General features: G+C 72.3%; 16 protein-coding genes. 8 read left to right on the top strand and 8 right to left on the bottom strand.

Annotation, left to right across the window (positions count from 1 at the left end):
- Nucleotides 1–16: 16 nt before the first annotated feature.
- From ACERZO_RS04245 to ACERZO_RS04235, 3 genes are read right to left on the bottom strand one after another with little or no spacing between them, the layout of a single operon-like run.
- Complete coding sequence (locus tag ACERZO_RS04245) at nucleotides 17–2,284, bottom strand: phage tail sheath C-terminal domain-containing protein (RefSeq protein ID WP_372661934.1); 2,268 nt, start codon at nucleotides 2,282–2,284, stop codon at nucleotides 17–19.
- Between the two features lie 14 nt (nucleotides 2,285–2,298).
- Nucleotides 2,299–3,027 carry a carboxypeptidase regulatory-like domain-containing protein gene (locus ACERZO_RS04240; protein ID WP_372661931.1) on the bottom strand — a complete coding sequence of 243 codons (729 nt, stop codon included), beginning with the start codon at nucleotides 3,025–3,027 and terminating at the stop codon, nucleotides 2,299–2,301.
- Nucleotides 3,024–3,596, bottom strand: a complete 573-nt coding sequence (locus ACERZO_RS04235; RefSeq protein WP_372661928.1) for a DUF4255 domain-containing protein — start codon at nucleotides 3,594–3,596, stop codon at nucleotides 3,024–3,026. The genes ACERZO_RS04240 and ACERZO_RS04235 overlap by 4 nt, the downstream gene beginning before the upstream one ends.
- Nucleotides 3,597–3,751: 155 nt before the next feature.
- Between ACERZO_RS04235 and ACERZO_RS04230 the strand changes: the two genes are divergently transcribed.
- From ACERZO_RS04230 to ACERZO_RS04215, 4 genes are all read left to right on the top strand, one after another.
- On the top strand, nucleotides 3,752–3,958 hold the full coding sequence (locus ACERZO_RS04230; RefSeq protein WP_372661925.1) for a hypothetical protein: 207 nt from the start codon (nucleotides 3,752–3,754) through the stop codon (nucleotides 3,956–3,958).
- 111 nt (nucleotides 3,959–4,069) lie between these two features.
- On the top strand, nucleotides 4,070–4,795 hold the full coding sequence (locus tag ACERZO_RS04225; RefSeq protein ID WP_372661922.1) for an AfsR/SARP family transcriptional regulator: 726 nt from the start codon (nucleotides 4,070–4,072) through the stop codon (nucleotides 4,793–4,795).
- 200 nt (nucleotides 4,796–4,995) lie between these two features.
- Entirely contained in the window at nucleotides 4,996–5,979 is a 984-nt protein-coding gene (locus ACERZO_RS04220; RefSeq protein WP_372661919.1) for a response regulator transcription factor, read from the top strand.
- Between the two features lie 112 nt (nucleotides 5,980–6,091).
- Nucleotides 6,092–6,871 carry a glycoside hydrolase family protein gene (locus tag ACERZO_RS04215; RefSeq protein ID WP_372662947.1) on the top strand — a complete coding sequence of 260 codons (780 nt, stop codon included), beginning with the start codon at nucleotides 6,092–6,094 and terminating at the stop codon, nucleotides 6,869–6,871.
- Here ACERZO_RS04215 and ACERZO_RS04210 read toward each other — a convergent pair.
- Genes ACERZO_RS04210 through ACERZO_RS04200 form a run of 3 tightly spaced genes read right to left on the bottom strand, consistent with a single transcriptional unit; the run spans nucleotide 6,856 to nucleotide 8,864 of the window.
- On the bottom strand, nucleotides 6,856–7,287 hold the full coding sequence (locus tag ACERZO_RS04210; protein WP_372661916.1) for a VOC family protein: 432 nt from the start codon (nucleotides 7,285–7,287) through the stop codon (nucleotides 6,856–6,858). The two genes, ACERZO_RS04215 and ACERZO_RS04210, sit on opposite strands and share 16 nt — an antisense overlap.
- Nucleotides 7,280–7,993: an SDR family oxidoreductase gene (locus tag ACERZO_RS04205; RefSeq protein WP_372661913.1), complete on the bottom strand. Its 714-nt coding sequence runs from the start codon at nucleotides 7,991–7,993 to the stop codon at nucleotides 7,280–7,282. The genes ACERZO_RS04210 and ACERZO_RS04205 overlap by 8 nt, the downstream gene beginning before the upstream one ends.
- A gap of 1 nt (nucleotide 7,994) precedes the next feature.
- The gene (locus tag ACERZO_RS04200; RefSeq protein ID WP_372661910.1) at nucleotides 7,995–8,864 is read right to left on the bottom strand and encodes a DUF427 domain-containing protein; all 870 of its coding nucleotides are present in this window, start codon (nucleotides 8,862–8,864) and stop codon (nucleotides 7,995–7,997) included.
- 91 nt (nucleotides 8,865–8,955) lie between these two features.
- Between ACERZO_RS04200 and ACERZO_RS04195 the strand changes: the two genes are divergently transcribed.
- Entirely contained in the window at nucleotides 8,956–9,456 is a 501-nt protein-coding gene (locus tag ACERZO_RS04195; RefSeq protein WP_372661908.1) for a CGNR zinc finger domain-containing protein, read from the top strand.
- Between the two features lie 11 nt (nucleotides 9,457–9,467).
- On the top strand, nucleotides 9,468–11,144 hold the full coding sequence (locus ACERZO_RS04190; RefSeq protein ID WP_372661904.1) for an MOSC domain-containing protein: 1,677 nt from the start codon (nucleotides 9,468–9,470) through the stop codon (nucleotides 11,142–11,144).
- A 3-nt stretch (nucleotides 11,145–11,147) separates the two neighbouring features.
- Here ACERZO_RS04190 and ACERZO_RS04185 read toward each other — a convergent pair whose 3' ends face one another.
- Nucleotides 11,148–11,717 carry a GNAT family N-acetyltransferase gene (locus ACERZO_RS04185; protein ID WP_372661901.1) on the bottom strand — a complete coding sequence of 190 codons (570 nt, stop codon included), beginning with the start codon at nucleotides 11,715–11,717 and terminating at the stop codon, nucleotides 11,148–11,150.
- Nucleotides 11,718–11,882: 165 nt separating this feature from the next.
- On the opposite strand from ACERZO_RS04185, the gene ACERZO_RS04180 reads away from it, so the two are divergent.
- Together ACERZO_RS04180 and ACERZO_RS04175 are read left to right on the top strand one after the other, a co-directional pair.
- Nucleotides 11,883–12,311, top strand: coding sequence for an anthrone oxygenase family protein (locus ACERZO_RS04180; protein ID WP_372661898.1), 429 nt, complete (start codon nucleotides 11,883–11,885; stop codon nucleotides 12,309–12,311).
- An 18-nt stretch (nucleotides 12,312–12,329) separates the two neighbouring features.
- Nucleotides 12,330–13,295, top strand: coding sequence for a LysR family transcriptional regulator (locus ACERZO_RS04175; RefSeq protein ID WP_372661895.1), 966 nt, complete (start codon nucleotides 12,330–12,332; stop codon nucleotides 13,293–13,295).
- On the opposite strand, the gene ACERZO_RS04170 is transcribed toward ACERZO_RS04175, so the two are convergent.
- Nucleotides 13,285–14,133, bottom strand: a complete 849-nt coding sequence (locus ACERZO_RS04170) for a carbohydrate-binding protein (RefSeq protein WP_372661892.1) — start codon at nucleotides 14,131–14,133, stop codon at nucleotides 13,285–13,287. The two genes, ACERZO_RS04175 and ACERZO_RS04170, sit on opposite strands and share 11 nt — an antisense overlap.
- Between the last annotated feature and the right edge of the window lie 293 nt (nucleotides 14,134–14,426).

The raw sequence follows: 14,426 nt of genomic DNA, 5'->3' as shown, positions 1-14,426 counted from the left end.
CCTTGCCTTTCAGTGGTCAGACGAGCTGGGGCTCGCGGGTCTTCTGCTGGATCCGGAAGATCACGAACTCCGCCGGGAATACGGGCGCCACCCCGATCACGCAGATGAGCCTGCCGTTCGCGATGTCGTCGTCGGTCATCGTGGAGCGGTCGCACTGGACGAAGAACGCCTCGTCCGCGGTGGTGCCGGCGAGCGCCCCGCTGCGCCAGACGGTGGTGAGGAAGTTCGCGACCGTCTGTCGCACCAGCGCCCACAGCGACTCGTCGTTCGGCTCGAACACGACCCACTGCGTGCCCTCGTCGATCGACTCCTCGAGGAACAGGAAGAGCCGGCGCACGTTGACGTACTTCCACGAGGTGTCCGAAGAGAGCGTGCGCGCGCCCCAGACCCGCTGGCCGAGGCCGGGGAAGAACCGCAGCGCGTTGATCCCCCGCGGGTTCAGTACGTCCTGGTGCCGCTTGGTGACGTCCTGGGCGATGCCGTCGGTCAGCCGGATGCCGCGGATGACCGCGTTGGCCGGTGCCTTGTGCACGCCCCGCTCGACGTCGGTGCGGGCGTAGATCCCGATGATGTGGCCGGACGGCGGTGCTTCGACGAACTGGTTCGTCGAAGGGTCGTTGACGACCAGCCACGGGTAGTACAGCGCCGCGTACTTGGTGTCGAACGGCTCCCGGAACGCCTGGATCCCCTCGATGTCGAGGCCGTCCTGCGGGTCGAGCACGGCGAAGCGGTCCTTGAGCTGCTCGCAGTGGGTCACCAGCGCCGACTCGACGGTGCCGGCCCACACGCCGGGCACCGCGCAGATCGCGATCTCGTCGATGTCCTCCAGCGCCACGATGCCGGTGCGCTTGCCGCTCCCGCCGTCGGTGCCGACGAAGTCCCCGACGTTGAGGCCGTCGAACGCGTCGTCACCGTCGTCGGCGAGGGAGATCCAGGAACCGGTGCCGGGCGTCGGGAACTCGGCGGGGTCGGTGCTGATACCGTCGAGCGCGGTGGCCCGCACCAGCCGCGACTGGCCGGCGAGGGTGCCCACCACCGTGCCGGGCGCGTCGCCGGTCAGGCGCAGGTTGCGGAACGTCTCGGTCACCCCGCCGCCGCCCGGGTCGGCGAACCGGGTGTCCACGGTGGACTCGATCAGCCGCAGGCGAGCGGTCTCGAACACCTGCTCCGGGGTGTCGGCGTCGAAGGTGACGACGTCGTCCGGCCCCACCGACACGACGTTCAGGGTGGTCAGCCGGTCACCGGTGTCGAGCTGGGTGACCGCGCCCTCGTACAGCCGCCCGGAACCGCTGATCCGCAGCTGCGGACCGGCGCCGGCGTTGGCCAGGCGCACCCGGCGCACGGTGAGACCGGCTTTCCACGGCGCGTGCGTGGTGCCGTCCGGGAAGGTGAGCGTCACCTTCCCGTCGGCCGGCTCCGCCACGGTGACCGGGAACCGCCGGTTGTTGATCAGGATCCAGATGTCGTCGGGCAGCGGGCCGGGGTCGAGCCCGGGCACCGCGTTCACCTGGATCGACGCGGCGTCCCGGTCGGCGTCGGCGGCGAGGGCGGTGATGAACAGCGCGCCCTCGTTCGGGTCGGGCAACGCCGGCAGCGACGCGCTCACCGACGGCTGGATCCGCACCTGGACCGCCTTGCCCCACGAGCCGGGACTCGACGCGGCGAACCGCAGGCTCGGCGTGTCGACGCGGTCGCCCTTCTGCACGTAGTCCCCGCGGGAGGCCTTCACCTCGGCGTTCAGCCCGGTGCCGAGCGTGACCCGGCCGGTGCCGGCGTCGTACCCGGTGATCGTCGTGCGGGAGATTTCGACGTTGTCGCTGCCGCGGAAGACGGTGATCTCGTCCGTTCCGGTGAACCCGGCCAGGTGGCCGAGCTGCAACGCGGTCGACCCGGCCGCGGCGTCCTGGGTGATCGCGCTGACCAGGCCCGAGCCGACGGTGCCGGACGCGGCCTGCGCGGCGCCGCTGGCGACCCGCTTGACGTAGAGGCGCTGGCCGCCGTTGTCGAAGAACCCCTTGACCGCCAACGGGAACAGCCACCAGCGGCCACCTTCGGCAGGGTTGTTCGCCCAGGCGTCCCGGATCGCCGGGGCGGGTTCGGGCAGGAACCCGCCGAAGGTCGTCTGGAACTCCAGGAAGTTGGTCACCAGCTTGGGTTTGCCGTCGGTCGGGCCGCGCTGGGTGACCCCGACCATGCCCGCCGTGCTGGTGCTCACCCCCGCGATCGGCCGCGGCCCCGCGTCGACCTCCTCGACGTAGACGCCGGGGCTCAGGTATTCGGGCATGGTTTCAGCTCCTTCTACTGCTGGACGATTTCGATGACGTGCCGGACGTCCCGGTCGGTGGGCAACCGGACGTCGAGTGCGCCGGTCCGCCCCGGCCGCTCGGTGGCGGTGAGGTGGAAGACCTGCACGGGCGGCGGCCCGGTGACCGGCTCACCCTCCCAGCGCAGCGCGAGCCGGAACGCCCCCGCCGCGTCGGTCAGCGTCCGCTCCAGCCACGCGACGCCGTCGCGGATCGTGACGCCCCGGGCCTCGACCAGCGCGTTCCGCACCGGCGCCTGCGTGGCCGCGTCGACGACGACGCCGTGGATCGTGCGGACGCCCGGTCCGTACGGGAACGCGACGCTCGGCAGCAGCCGGACGACGCGCGGTTCGCTGTCCACGGCCGGCGGCGTGGTGTCGTCGTACGGGGTGGCGACGAACTCGACCCCGGCCACGGCCGCGTCGAAGTCCTCGCCGTCGGCCGGGTACAGCGGTGCGAGCCCGATGGCGCTGAACCGGACGCGGAACCGTTCGGGCCGCGCGCCCGCGCCCCGGCGCCGGCCCAGCTCCGGGTAGGCGATCGCGGCGCTCGGCGTGCGGATCGCCTGGGTGTCCTGCGGCACCCAGACGTTCCCGTCCGGGTCGAAGCGGTCCAGCTCGGTGCCGACGCCGGCGGCCCGCGCGCGCTGGGCGAACTCGTCGAACGGCACGAACCACGCCGGGCTGTGCAGGACCGAGGTCTCCACGGGGTAGAAGCGGGTCATGGCAGCGGCGCCCCGGTGATCGTCCGGCTGCGCACGAGCCGCAGCTCGGAGACGTCGAGGGAGTCGAGGTTGACGACCCGGACCTCGTAGTTCAGCGACAGCCGGTACGGCTTCTGGATCGCGTACCAGATCCAGGACTTCTGATCGAGCGTCAGCGGGGTCAGTGTGAACTGCAGCGCCTCGGTGGTGCCGGCCATGCTGCCGGTCAGCTCCTCGCCGGCCCAGATCGCGTCGTCGTAGAACACCTGCAGCGCCCGGCCGATCATCTGGTGCTGGGTCTCCTGGCTGCCGCCCCACGGCGTGATCAGGTACCGCAGCAGCAGCGCCATCGGCGGCTTGCGGCTCGTGGGCGCGTTCGGCGGCAGCGACCGGACCGGCGGCCGGTTGCGCGAAGTCGGGTCTTCGGCGACCTCGTACAGGAACACCGTGAGCGTCGCGCTGCTCGGCCGATCCTCGAGGTCGCTCAGCTGCGCGGTCGGCGGCTCGACCGGATCCAGGGGGCGCAGCGCCTCGTTGAGCCGGTTCACGATGATCGTCGAAACGTCGGCGACGACGCCGAAATCGCCCATGCCAGTCCTCCCCTGCCTGCCGCGGCGCAGCATCGCAGGGGTGGCGTGGCGGGGCCGCGATCAACGCGTCGCGCGAGCGTCACCGCGGCGTTCCCGGTGCGGGCGTTGACGCGGTGGCGACGCGGCGGTGACAGGCGCGCGCGCATGCTGCGTCGGTGGAGGCTCCCGAGGAACGGTCCGGCAGCATGGTCCTGCGTGCCTGGCTGGAAGGCGGCCAAGCCGGCGAGCTGCGCGTGCGCATCCTCTCCACCGTCGGCACAGCCGAGCCGAAACCGCTCGCGGTGACGTCGGCCGAAGCGGTGCTCGCGGCCGTGCAAAACTGGCTGGACGAGCTCGGATCAGGCCCGATGACGTTTTCGTGACGCCCTGTTGACACACTCGATCGATAATTCGCGTAACGTTTCCCACACGGGTCGCGAATTGCTGTGCGGTGGGGTCGATCCGATCGGTGGCGGGCGTAGGTTGGGGAGCCGATGCGCACTGACGTGACAGAGATCGTGACATTGCGGCTGTTGAAGGGATTCACGCTGCTCGTCGAGGACGACCCGGTGACGCTGTCGTTCAGCGCGCAGCGGCTGCTCGCGTTCCTCGCGCTGCAGGACCGGCCGCGCACCCGCACGTTCGTGGCGAGGACGCTGTGGCCGGAGGCGACCACGAGCCGCGCCAACGCGAACCTGCGTTCGTCGCTGTGGCGGGCCTCGCGCAGCGGGTACCAGGTCATCGACGCGTCGGTGCACGAAATGGCGCTGGCGGCCAACATCAGCGTCGACATCCACGACGCCGTCGCCCGCGCGCACCGCCTGCTCGACAAGTCCTGCCTGTGCGACGACATCCTCGACCGCCGGACCCGCGACGACCTCTCGGCCGACCTGCTGCCCGAGTGGTCGGACAACGAGTGGGTGCTCATCGAGCAGGAGCAGTACCACCAGCTGCGGCTGTACGCGTTGGAGGCCATGGCGAAGCGGCTCACCACGGCGGGCCGCCACGGCGAAGCGGTGGCGGCCGGCCTGGCCGCGGTGCGTGCGGAACCGTTGCGGGAGAGCGCGCACCGGGTGCTGATCGACGCCCACCTCGCGGCCGGGAACCGCGCGGCGGCCCAGCACCAGTACGAGCAGTGCCGGGGGACGTTGCGCGAAGAACTGGGCCTGGAACCGTCCGAGTCCCTCCGCCACCTCCTGCCGCACCCGGCCGCGCACTGACCGTGATTCCCGGGAATTACGGCCAAATCGCAGAGAATGGATTCGAAACTGACGGGATTCGCATTGAATGGGTCTCCACGGCACTCCTCCCTCGTTCGCCGGAACCCGTCCACGGTCGCAGCGCGACGCCCGCGGTTCCATCGCTCGCGGAGTGAGGTAATCGGCGCGGAACCTCATCGTGCGGGCGTACCGGGAGGATGATGGACCCGGACGCGCCGGCCCGGCTGCGGGTCGACGCCGAGACGACGCTGATCCTGCGGGAGGCGTTCCACAAGATCGACGCCAACTACCGCGGCGACCACTACGGCCTCTACGACTACGCCCGGGCCGTGATGAGCAAGATCGTGCCCCTGGACCACTTCTACATCGGCTTCTTCCACGGCGCGAACCGCGTCCGCTACCCGTACGGCTACGACGGCGGGATGTACACCGACCCGGCGTCGCACATCTACGGGCCGCACGGCCAGGCCGCCTGGCTGCTCAAGCACCGCCAGACCTACCGGATGCAGTACGACAACGGAGCCGCGCTCAACGCCGGGGTCGCGTCCGGCGACACCAGCCGGATGTCCGCCGACGCCGTGACCACGCCGCTGTTCCGCCGCGGCCGCGCGGGCGAGCCGGTGGTGTTCGGGATGATGTCGATGCAGAGCTACCGGCCGGACACCTTCGACGACAACTCGGTGCGCGCGTTCGAGTGGCTGGCCGACCTGGTCGCCCGCGTGCTGACGACGGAAGCCGAAAACCTCGACGCGCTCCGCCGGCTGCCCGCCGACGTCGACGGCGCGCCGCCGCTGGTCACCGCCGACCACATCGTCGAGTTCCTGTCGTCGCGGGTGGCCGACGTCCGGCAGCGGGCCCAGGACGCGCTGGACATGCCGGACGCGGCCGCGGTGCGCGAGGCCTTGGCGCGCATCGTCACCGACTGCCAGCAGCTCCAGTCGGACCTCGTCGAGCTGACGCTCAACATCGACAACGGGCCCGAGGAACGGTTCCGCTCGCTCACCGCCGCCGAACAGGGCGTCGCGGTCCTGCTCGGCAGCGACCTGCCGAACGAGCGGATCGCCCGCGAGCTGGGCGTCAGCCTCCACACCGTCAAGACGCACGTCCGCAACATCCTGGCCAAGTACCGGATGAGCGGCCGCGCGGCCGTGGCCGAGGACGTCCGCAAGCACCTGGCCCGCTGATCGGGCAGGGCCGGTTCCCCTTCGCGCCCCCGGTGGCGCCGCGATCTTGCCGCGCGCGCACGGCGGGGGTTATCCAGGACGTCCCGTCGACCGAGGAGCGCTCGTGAAGAAGATGCTCGCGATCGTGGCCGTCGTCCTGCTCGCCTTCGCCGTGCCCGCGGCCGCGGCGACCGGCAAGAAGGGCGTCAGCGCCAACCCGTACCCCGGAGCGGCCACCGCGCTGGCGGACGTCGGCGCGCGTTGGTTCTACACGTGGGCAGCCGATCCACAGGGCATCGCGGTGCCGAGCGGGACCGAGTTCGTGCCGATGATCTGGGGCCGGGACTCGGTCACGCAGGACCAGCTCGACCGCGCGAAGGCGTCGGGCAGCACGTTGCTGGCCTTCAACGAGCCGGACCTGACGGGCCAGGCGAGCATGTCGGTCGAGACGGCGCTCGACCTGTGGCCGCGGCTGCAGTCCACCGGCATGCGGCTGGGCGCGCCCGCGGTGGCGTACGGCGGCGACGTCCCGGGCGGCTGGCTGGACCGCTTCCTGAGCGGCGCGGCCGCGCGCGGCTACCGCGTCGACTTCATCCCGCTGCACTGGTACGGCGGCGACTTCTCGACCGCGGCCACCGGGCAGCTGCAGTCGTACCTGCAAAAGGTGCACGATCGCTACCACCTCCCGGTCTGGCTGACCGAGTACGCCCTCATCGACTTCTCCGGCTCGGCCCCGCGCTACCCGTCGCCGGCGCAGCAGGCGGACTTCGTCACGCGCTCGACGGCGATGTTGGAGGGGCAGTCGTTCGTCGAGCGGTACGCGTGGTTCCCCTTGTCGACGTCGACGTCCCCGACCGGCCTCTACTCGGGCACGACCCCGAACGCGAGCGGGCTCGCCTACCGCGCGGTGTGACCGCGTTCCTGGACGATCCACGTGTTGCCGTCCGGGTCGGCGAAGCCGAAGAAGCTCGCGTAGTCACGGTGGTCCGGATCGGCTCCGGGCGCGAAATCCCCTTGCCAGTCCACGGACTTCTTGTGCCGTAGCCCGCTCACCGGCACACCGCGGCCGGCCAGTTCCCCGTGGGTCGCCTCGATGTCGGCGACCACCAGGTAGTGGTCCCGCGCCGAGCCCGGGGCCGCCTCGGTGAGGCCGGTCCCGAGCTGGATCGACGCCGCCGACCCGGGCGGGGTCAGCTGGACGACCCGGAAACCGTCGTTCGGCGCGTAGTCGACGTCGAGGCCGAAGCCCACCTGTTCGGTGTAGAACCGCACCGCCCGGTCGACGTCGGCGACCGGCAGCGTGAGGACTTCCAAGCTGAACTCAGACAAGGGGTTCGCCCCCGTCGACCCCGAGCGACACACCGGTCAGGAACGTGCTGCCGAGCGCGAAGACGACGGCTTCGGCGATCTCTTCGGGCTGCCCGACGCGACGCGCCGGGCTGGTGGCGGCGCGGGCGGCGAACAGTTCGGCCTTCTTCCGGTCGCCGAGGGCGTCGTAGGCCCCGGTGTCGATCGTCCCCGGCGACACCGCGTTCACCCGGATCGGCGCCAGCTCCACCGCGAGCCCGCGGGTCAGCGCGTCGACCGCGGCGTTCGTGGCGCCGACGGCCAGCATGCCGGCAGCGGGCTTCCGTGCCGACGAGCCCGAGAAGAACACGAACGAGCCGTCTTCGGGCAGCCGGGGCGCGAAGTGCTTGGCCAGCAGCAGCGGGCCGAGCACCTTGACGTCGAACGACCGCAGCACGACGTCGTGGGCGAGGTCGCCCACCGCGCCGCGGGCCCGCGCCGACGCCGTCGAGACGACGTGGTCGACCCGGCCGAGCCGCTCGGCGAGCGCGGCGACGGAGGCTTCGTCGGTCAGGTCGACGGCGGCCGCCGTGACACCCGGGTCGTCGTAGGCCGCGGCCAGGGCGGTTTCGTCGCGTCCGGCGACCACGACGGTGGCTCCGGCTTCGCGGACGGCGAGCGTCACCGCGCGGGCGATGCCGCTGCCGCGGCCGACGACCAGCACCGTGCGATCCGTCAAGGAACTCATCTCAATTCCCCTTCCGGAGGAGCAGCTCGTCGGGGTCGAGGCCGCGGTCGATGCCGTGCGGGGTGACGGTCTGGCCCGGTTCGAGCGCGAGCTTGCGGCCGTCGAGCGTCACGTCGACGACGTCCGGCTCGAAGGACACGAACCCGGACACCCGCTCGACCTCGGGCCACGCCTCGGGGTACGACCAGGCCGCGCGCTTGCCGGCGCCGATGTCGAAGTAGCCGGCCAGGCCCTTGTAGGGGCAGAACGTCTCGCCGTCGACCGGCGTCAGCGCCGTCAGGTCGATGTCCTCGCGCGGCACGTACCAGCGGGGCGCGAAGCCGGACTCGTAGAGCACGACCGGGCGCCGGGTCTCGGCGACGACGCGGTCGCCGTCGCGCACGACCAGGTGGCGCGAGGTCTGCCGGATGTCGATGCGGTGGTACGGGTCGGCCGCGTGCCCGACGATCCGCTCGTCCTCCTCGTAGAAGGCGTCCATCGCCCGCCAGGCGAAGGCGACGCGGTCGCGCAGGACGTCCGCGTGCCCGGGGAGGCCGGTGTACCGCCACGCCGCGCGCGGCGCCTCCCGGTCCCCCGCCCGGACGGTGAACCACTCGGTGGGGCCGAGCTCGCGGTGCGTCGTCGTCCGGTTCTCGGCGGCGAGCACGTCGTCGCGGACGTCGGCGACCGGGAAGTACGCGACCGGGTAGCGGCCGGGCTCGTGCAGCAGGACGACGTCCTCGCTGTCGGCCACCCACTCGTCACCGAACCGCACGCGCATCCGCCGCCGCAGCGGCTCGGCGAACAGCAGCCGCTCGGGCAGCGGCTGTTCGACCAGGAAGTGCCCCACCGCCCGCGCGGCCAGTGGTCCCTGCTGCCAGGCCAGTCCCATCTGCCTAACCTTTCTAATTGACTTTGATGGTTAGACATGCAAGCACCGGTACTGTAACCTGTCAAGGGTGAGTTTGGAGGTTAGGCAGAAGATGACCGACGAAACGCTGCTCCTCGACCTGCTCAACACGACCCCGGTGCGCGACGGCGTCCCCGGCGACGACCTGGCCGCCCCGGAGGCGGCCCGGGAGTGGCTCGCCGCCCACGGGCAGCCGGCCACCGGTGACGAACACCGCGCGCTGCTCGAAGCGCGGGCCGTGCTGCAGGGGATCGTGCGGGGCGAGGACGCGCCGGCCGCCGCGGCCCGGTTCGTCGAGGACGTGAGCTACCGGGCGGCCTTCGGCGACGAGGGCGTCGAATGGGTCCTCGACGTCCCGGCCGGACGGTCCGCCGCCGCGCGGGCCGTCCTCGCCTGGGACGCGCTCGCCAAGTCGAGCCCCGGCCGGCTGCGCCCGTGCGCCAACCCGGAGTGCCGGCTGTTCCTGATCGACCACAGCAAGCCCAACAGCGCCCGCTGGTGTTCGATGGCCGTGTGCGGCAACCGCATGAAGGCCCGGCGCCACTACCAGCGCTCCCGCACCGCGGCGGACTGAAGGAGACGACGATGGCCCGGTTGGTGTCACTGAACGTCGGGATGCCGCGGGACGTGCCCTGGGAGGGGCGGACCGTCCACACGGGAATCTTCAAGTACCCGGTCGAGGGGCGCCGGATGGTGCGCCGGCTCAACGTCGACGGCGACGGCCAGGGCGACCTGGGCGGCCACGGCGGTGAGAACCGCGCGGTGCTCGTCTACCAGCGCCAGTCCTACGAGCACTGGCGGGACTTCCTCGGCCGCGACGACCTCGAGGACGGCCAGTTCGGCGAGAACTTCACCGTCGACGGCCTGCCCGACGACGAGGTGCACATCGGCGACCGGTACCGGATCGGTGAGGCCGAGTTCGAGGTCACCCAGCCGCGGGTCACCTGCTTCCGCGTCGGCATGCGCCTGGGCGAGCCGCGGATGCCGTCGCTGCTCGTCGCGCACCACCGGCCCGGCTTCTACCTGCGCGTCATCACCGAAGGTCACGTCCAGGCCGGCGACGAGATCGTCCGCACCCGCACCGGCCGGCACGAGCTGAGCGTCGCGGACGTCGACGCGCTGCTCTACCTGCCGGGCCGCGACGACGCCACGCTCCGCAAGGCCGTCGACATCCCCGCGCTCAGCCCCGGCTGGCAGGCGTCGTTCCGCGACCTCCTCGCGGCGCCGCCCGCTGCCGCACCGAGCGGGTGGCGCGGGTTCCGGCCGCTGCGCGTGGCCCGGGTGGTGCCCGAGAGCACGACGGTCGCGTCGATCCACCTGGCCGCCGACGACGGCGCGCCGCTCCCCCGGCCCCAGCCGGGCCAGTACCTCACGCTGCGCGTCCCCGGTGCCGGCGACCCCGCGCCGGTCCGCAGCTACTCGCTGTCGGCGGCGCCGTCGGACCGCGAGTACCGCATCAGCGTGAAGCGGGACGGCGTGGTCAGCAGCTACCTCCACTCGCGACTGGAGCCGGGCGCGGTCGTCGATGTCGCGGCCCCGCGCGGCGACTTCGTCCTGGCCGACGACGACCGGCCGGTGGTGCTGCTGTCCGCGGGCATCGGCGTGACCCCGGTCTTGGCGATGCTGCACGCGCTCGCGGCTCGTCGAAGCCCGCGGCAGGTCTGCTGGGTGCACACGGCCCGATCGGCGGCCGAGCAAGCGTTTGCGGCCGAAGCGCACCGGCTGGTGGCGAGCCTGCCCCACGGCCGCGAGCACGTCTTCCACACGGCGGAGACCGGGCGGCTGACACTCGAGGTCCTGTCCACTTTGGATCTACCCGCCGAGGGCGCCGCCTACCTCTGCGGCCCGGACGCGTTCATGACGGCGATGCGGGAAGCCCTGGTGGCACTGGGCTTCGGCGCGGCTCGCGTCCACAGTGAACTGTTCGGCGGGGTGTCGGCGATCAACCCGGGGCTGACCGGTGTGGTCCGGAAGACCCCGCACGCGCCGGCGGGCGCGGCGGGGACCGGGCCGGCGGTGACGTTCGCGCGCAGCGGGATCACGGTGCCGTGGAGCGAGCGGTACCCGAGCCTGCTGGAGTTCGCGGAGGCGTGCGACGTGCCGACGCGCTGGTCGTGCCGCACCGGCGTGTGTCACACGTGCGTGACACCGCTGCTGTCGGGCGGCGTGGAGTACGACCCCGAGCCCCTCGAGTCCCCGGCGGCGGGCGAGGCGCTCATCTGCTGCTCACGGCCGCGCGAGGACGTCGTCCTGGACCTGTAGCGGTCACCGGAGGTCGAGCCGCATGAGCCAGCGGACGCGGCGGTCGGCGCGGGCGGCGGTCGGCCGGACGCGGTCGAAGCCCGCCTCCTCGAACAGCGTCGTCGTGCCGACGTGGGCCGCGCTCGACGAGATCCGTTCACCCCCGGTGTCGACCGGGTAGCCCTCCACCGCCGGCGCGCCGCACTCACGCGCGTAGTCCACCGCGCCCGCGAGCAGTGCCGCGGACACCCCGCTTCGCCGGTAGGGCGCGCGGACCACGAAGCACACCACACTCCACACCGGCAGGTCGTCGAGCGGCGGCATCGTCCGCGACCGTTTCAGCCGTTCCATGCTCGAGCGCGGCGAGACGCCGCACCACCCGGCCGGGGTCTCGCCGTCGTAGGCGAGCACGCCCGGCGCCGGCTCGCCCGTGCAGAGCCCGCGGACCCGGTCGGCCCGCTGTTCGCCGCGCAACGCGCTGTACTCGGCCGAGGTGATCCGGTAGGCGAGGCACCAGCAGGCGCGGTCGTTCCCACCGGGGTTGAGGATCGCCGCGACGTCTTCGAAGCGCGTAGCAGGACGGATCGAGAGCATGGCCTCACCGTAGGATCGGATTCCCGACAGAGCCCGTCCAACGCGCCGCGAGCGGTCGTTCGGCCGGCGATTTGCCGATTCCCGTCACAAGGGTTTGCCGGAACCCGTCAAAGCCGCATGAGAACTCTCGCGACAGCCACCACCGCGGCATTCGCGGGTGGCGCCTTGCTGAGCCAGACCGTCGTCGTCCCGTCCTGGCGGGCCGCGCCGCCGGAGGTGTTCCTAACCCGCTTCGCGACCGAAGGGCCGGTCACCGGCCTGACGGTGTTCCCGTTCGAGCTGGCTTCCCTGATCTTCCTGGGCATCACGACGTACACCGCCGCGAAGCACCACCGGCCGGTCCGGCTGTGGGCGGCGGCGACCGCGTGCCTCGCCGGCACCTTCGCGCTCCTGCTGCTCTACTTCGTCCCCGCTGACTCGGCGCTGCTGGATCCCGCGTTCCCGCCCGGCGAAGTCGCCTCCGCGCTGACGACGTGGAACGCGGTGAACTGGGTCCGCACCGGCCTCGCCCTGGCCGGCGCGGCGCTGGCCGGCATCGCCCGACTCAGGTCGGATGTCCCCGGTGATCACCAGGCCTACCCTGGATCCAGTTGAACGGCACCGGGAGGCGTCGTGGACCTGGAACTGCGCCACCTGCGCGCGCTCGTGACCGTCGCCGACACCCGCAGCCTCACCCGCGCCGCCCGCGTTTTGCACGTCTCACAGCCCGCACTTTCCGGGCTCCTGCGCCGCGTCGAACGGTCCGTCGGCGGGCCGCTGTTCGTCCGCTCCCCCACCGGCTGCGTGCCCACCCGGCTCGGCGCGGACGTCGTCGCCGACGCGCGGACCGTGCTCGCCGGCGTGTCCGCGCTGACCGAGCGGCTCGGCGAACGGCGCGCGCCGACCGGGCCGCTGCGCGTCGGCGGCTACTGCGGCTTCCTGCACCTCGCGGTGTCACGCTGGCTTCGCGACCGGCCGTGGAGCCACGGCGTGAGCGTCCACGAAGACCAGGACGAGACGGCCACCCTGCACCGGCTCGCCACCGGCACCCTCGACCTGGCGCTCGTCTACCTGCCGCCGCTGCCCGATCCGGTGGTGCCGGAAGGCGTCGAGAGTCTCGTCGTGCACCCGCGCGAACCGGTGTTCGTGATCCTCGCGCCCGACCACCCGCTGGCCGGCGCGCGGGAAGTCCCGTTCGCCGGCCTCGGCGAGCACCCGTGGGCGGACGACGCGCCGGGGACGACCCGGTGGTCGGCGTACCTCCAGCGCGTCTGCCGCCGCCACGGCGTCGCGCTCGACCAGCCGCACCGGCCGCAGTGCCTGGCGACGCTGCTGGACCTCGTCCGCGCGGGCATGGCGGTCGCGCCGGCGCTGGCGACGCGCGAAGACCGGCCCGCGAGCATCGCCGTGCGCGCGATCGAAGGCGCGCCGCTGTGGCAGGAACTGCGCCTCTGCTACCGGCCGGGCACCCCGGTCGCGGCGCACGCCGAAGAGATCCACGCCGCCGTCGTCGCGAGTTACGCCGGCCGGCGGGGCTGCAGCGCCGCGTTCGACACCTGGTGGCACGAACGCGGCCGCGAGCTGCTGCTCACACGGTGACCCGCCAGGTGCTGTTCGGCGCCGGGACTTCGAAGCGCAGCGTCGAGCAGTCGTAGTCGGCCGGCCGCGGGTTCGCGGTCGGGCGCAGCGGCGAGTTCGTCGGCGAGGCGTTCACCCACCGCCCGGCGACGCGCAGCTGCAGCGAGCTGGACTCGAAGACGGCGCCGCGGGCGTCCGAGCAGTAGTACGCGTTGCCCGTCGCCGGGTTGCGCGTCGAGTAGAGCTCGAAGATGTCCCAGCCTTCGTCCAGCGCGCTCTGGTCGCTGCCGCTCTGGGTGAACAGCGTGTCCCACGCACCGGTCTTGACGTTGCGCAGCGAAGCCGTCCACGTGTTGGCCGTCGCGTTGGTCCGGACCTCCTGCACGGTGTAGGCGGGGTGCCCGTCCACGGTGCTGGTGTAGGTGGCCAGGAAAGCGCTGTCGATCGGCACGACCTTGGCGGGCGACACCGAGCGGCACCAGTCCCACGCCCAGACCTGCGCGGCGTCGCCGAGACCGTAGGCGGTGACGACCTCGACGCACGAGTGCCCGGTGGGCTTCATCGTGGGCGCGTAGACGACGTCGTTGCGGTTCGAGATGCGCAGGGAAGGCGTGACGCTCTGGGTGACGACCAGCCCGTCCGCGCTGGTGGCGAGCTGGGGTTCGGGACCCCAGAAGGTGTGCCGCTGCGCGACGGCTTTCCCTTGCCGCAGCTGGAGGAACCGATCGGCCATCGGCCCGGCGGCGGCCTTCGCGGCGGCCCCGGTGAGGCCGGGCACGCTCCCCGCGGCGGACGCCGGTGAGGCCACCACGGTGGTGGCGACGACGGCACAGCACAGGACGGCAAGCAGTTTCCGCATCGGCGCGTCTCCTCGTCCTCGGCGGACGAGGGCCGCCCGCGGGACTCGGAGGCTAAGCCGGGCTTTTCCTTGCGGGGCACCGACTTTCGTCGGGTCGACGGGATCGCGGCAGGTCGGCGCGGGTATGCGATCCGGGCGGCGGCGGTGTTATGCCGCCGTCCGGCTCAGGTACCCGGCGGCTATTGGCTGGTCCCGTCGCACGTGCCCGGTCCCATGCGCTTGACCGGGACGACGCGCGTCAGCACGACCGGCACCGGCGGGCCGGATCCACTGAGCACCGTCGTATAGACCGT

It is taken from the genome of Amycolatopsis kentuckyensis, from assembly GCF_041679295.1.
Lineage (GTDB): Bacteria > Actinomycetota > Actinomycetes > Mycobacteriales > Pseudonocardiaceae > Amycolatopsis > Amycolatopsis kentuckyensis_A.
Note: the sequence above shows the minus strand (reverse complement) of the source record. Positions and strands in the feature narration are given on the sequence as shown.

Bases quoted from the DNA above. Each gene is read 5' to 3' on its own strand.
- ACERZO_RS04190 (WP_372661904.1), top strand. From the start codon at position 9,468: ATGGCCCGGTTGGTGTCACTGAACGTCGGGATGCCGCGGGACGTGCCC.
- ACERZO_RS04245 (WP_372661934.1), bottom strand. From the start codon at position 2,284: ATGCCCGAATACCTGAGCCCCGGCGTCTACGTCGAGGAGGTCGACGCG.
- ACERZO_RS04220 (WP_372661919.1), top strand. From the start codon at position 4,996: ATGGACCCGGACGCGCCGGCCCGGCTGCGGGTCGACGCCGAGACGACG.
- ACERZO_RS04240 (WP_372661931.1), bottom strand. From the start codon at position 3,027: ATGACCCGCTTCTACCCCGTGGAGACCTCGGTCCTGCACAGCCCGGCG.
- ACERZO_RS04185 (WP_372661901.1), bottom strand. From the start codon at position 11,717: ATGCTCTCGATCCGTCCTGCTACGCGCTTCGAAGACGTCGCGGCGATC.
- ACERZO_RS04225 (WP_372661922.1), top strand. From the start codon at position 4,070: ATGCGCACTGACGTGACAGAGATCGTGACATTGCGGCTGTTGAAGGGA.
- ACERZO_RS04200 (WP_372661910.1), bottom strand. From the start codon at position 8,864: ATGGGACTGGCCTGGCAGCAGGGACCACTGGCCGCGCGGGCGGTGGGG.
- ACERZO_RS04205 (WP_372661913.1), bottom strand. From the start codon at position 7,993: ATGAGTTCCTTGACGGATCGCACGGTGCTGGTCGTCGGCCGCGGCAGC.
- ACERZO_RS04215 (WP_372662947.1), top strand. From the start codon at position 6,092: ATGCTCGCGATCGTGGCCGTCGTCCTGCTCGCCTTCGCCGTGCCCGCG.
- ACERZO_RS04195 (WP_372661908.1), top strand. From the start codon at position 8,956: ATGACCGACGAAACGCTGCTCCTCGACCTGCTCAACACGACCCCGGTG.
- ACERZO_RS04235 (WP_372661928.1), bottom strand. From the start codon at position 3,596: ATGGGCGATTTCGGCGTCGTCGCCGACGTTTCGACGATCATCGTGAAC.
- ACERZO_RS04170 (WP_372661892.1), bottom strand. From the start codon at position 14,133: ATGCGGAAACTGCTTGCCGTCCTGTGCTGTGCCGTCGTCGCCACCACC.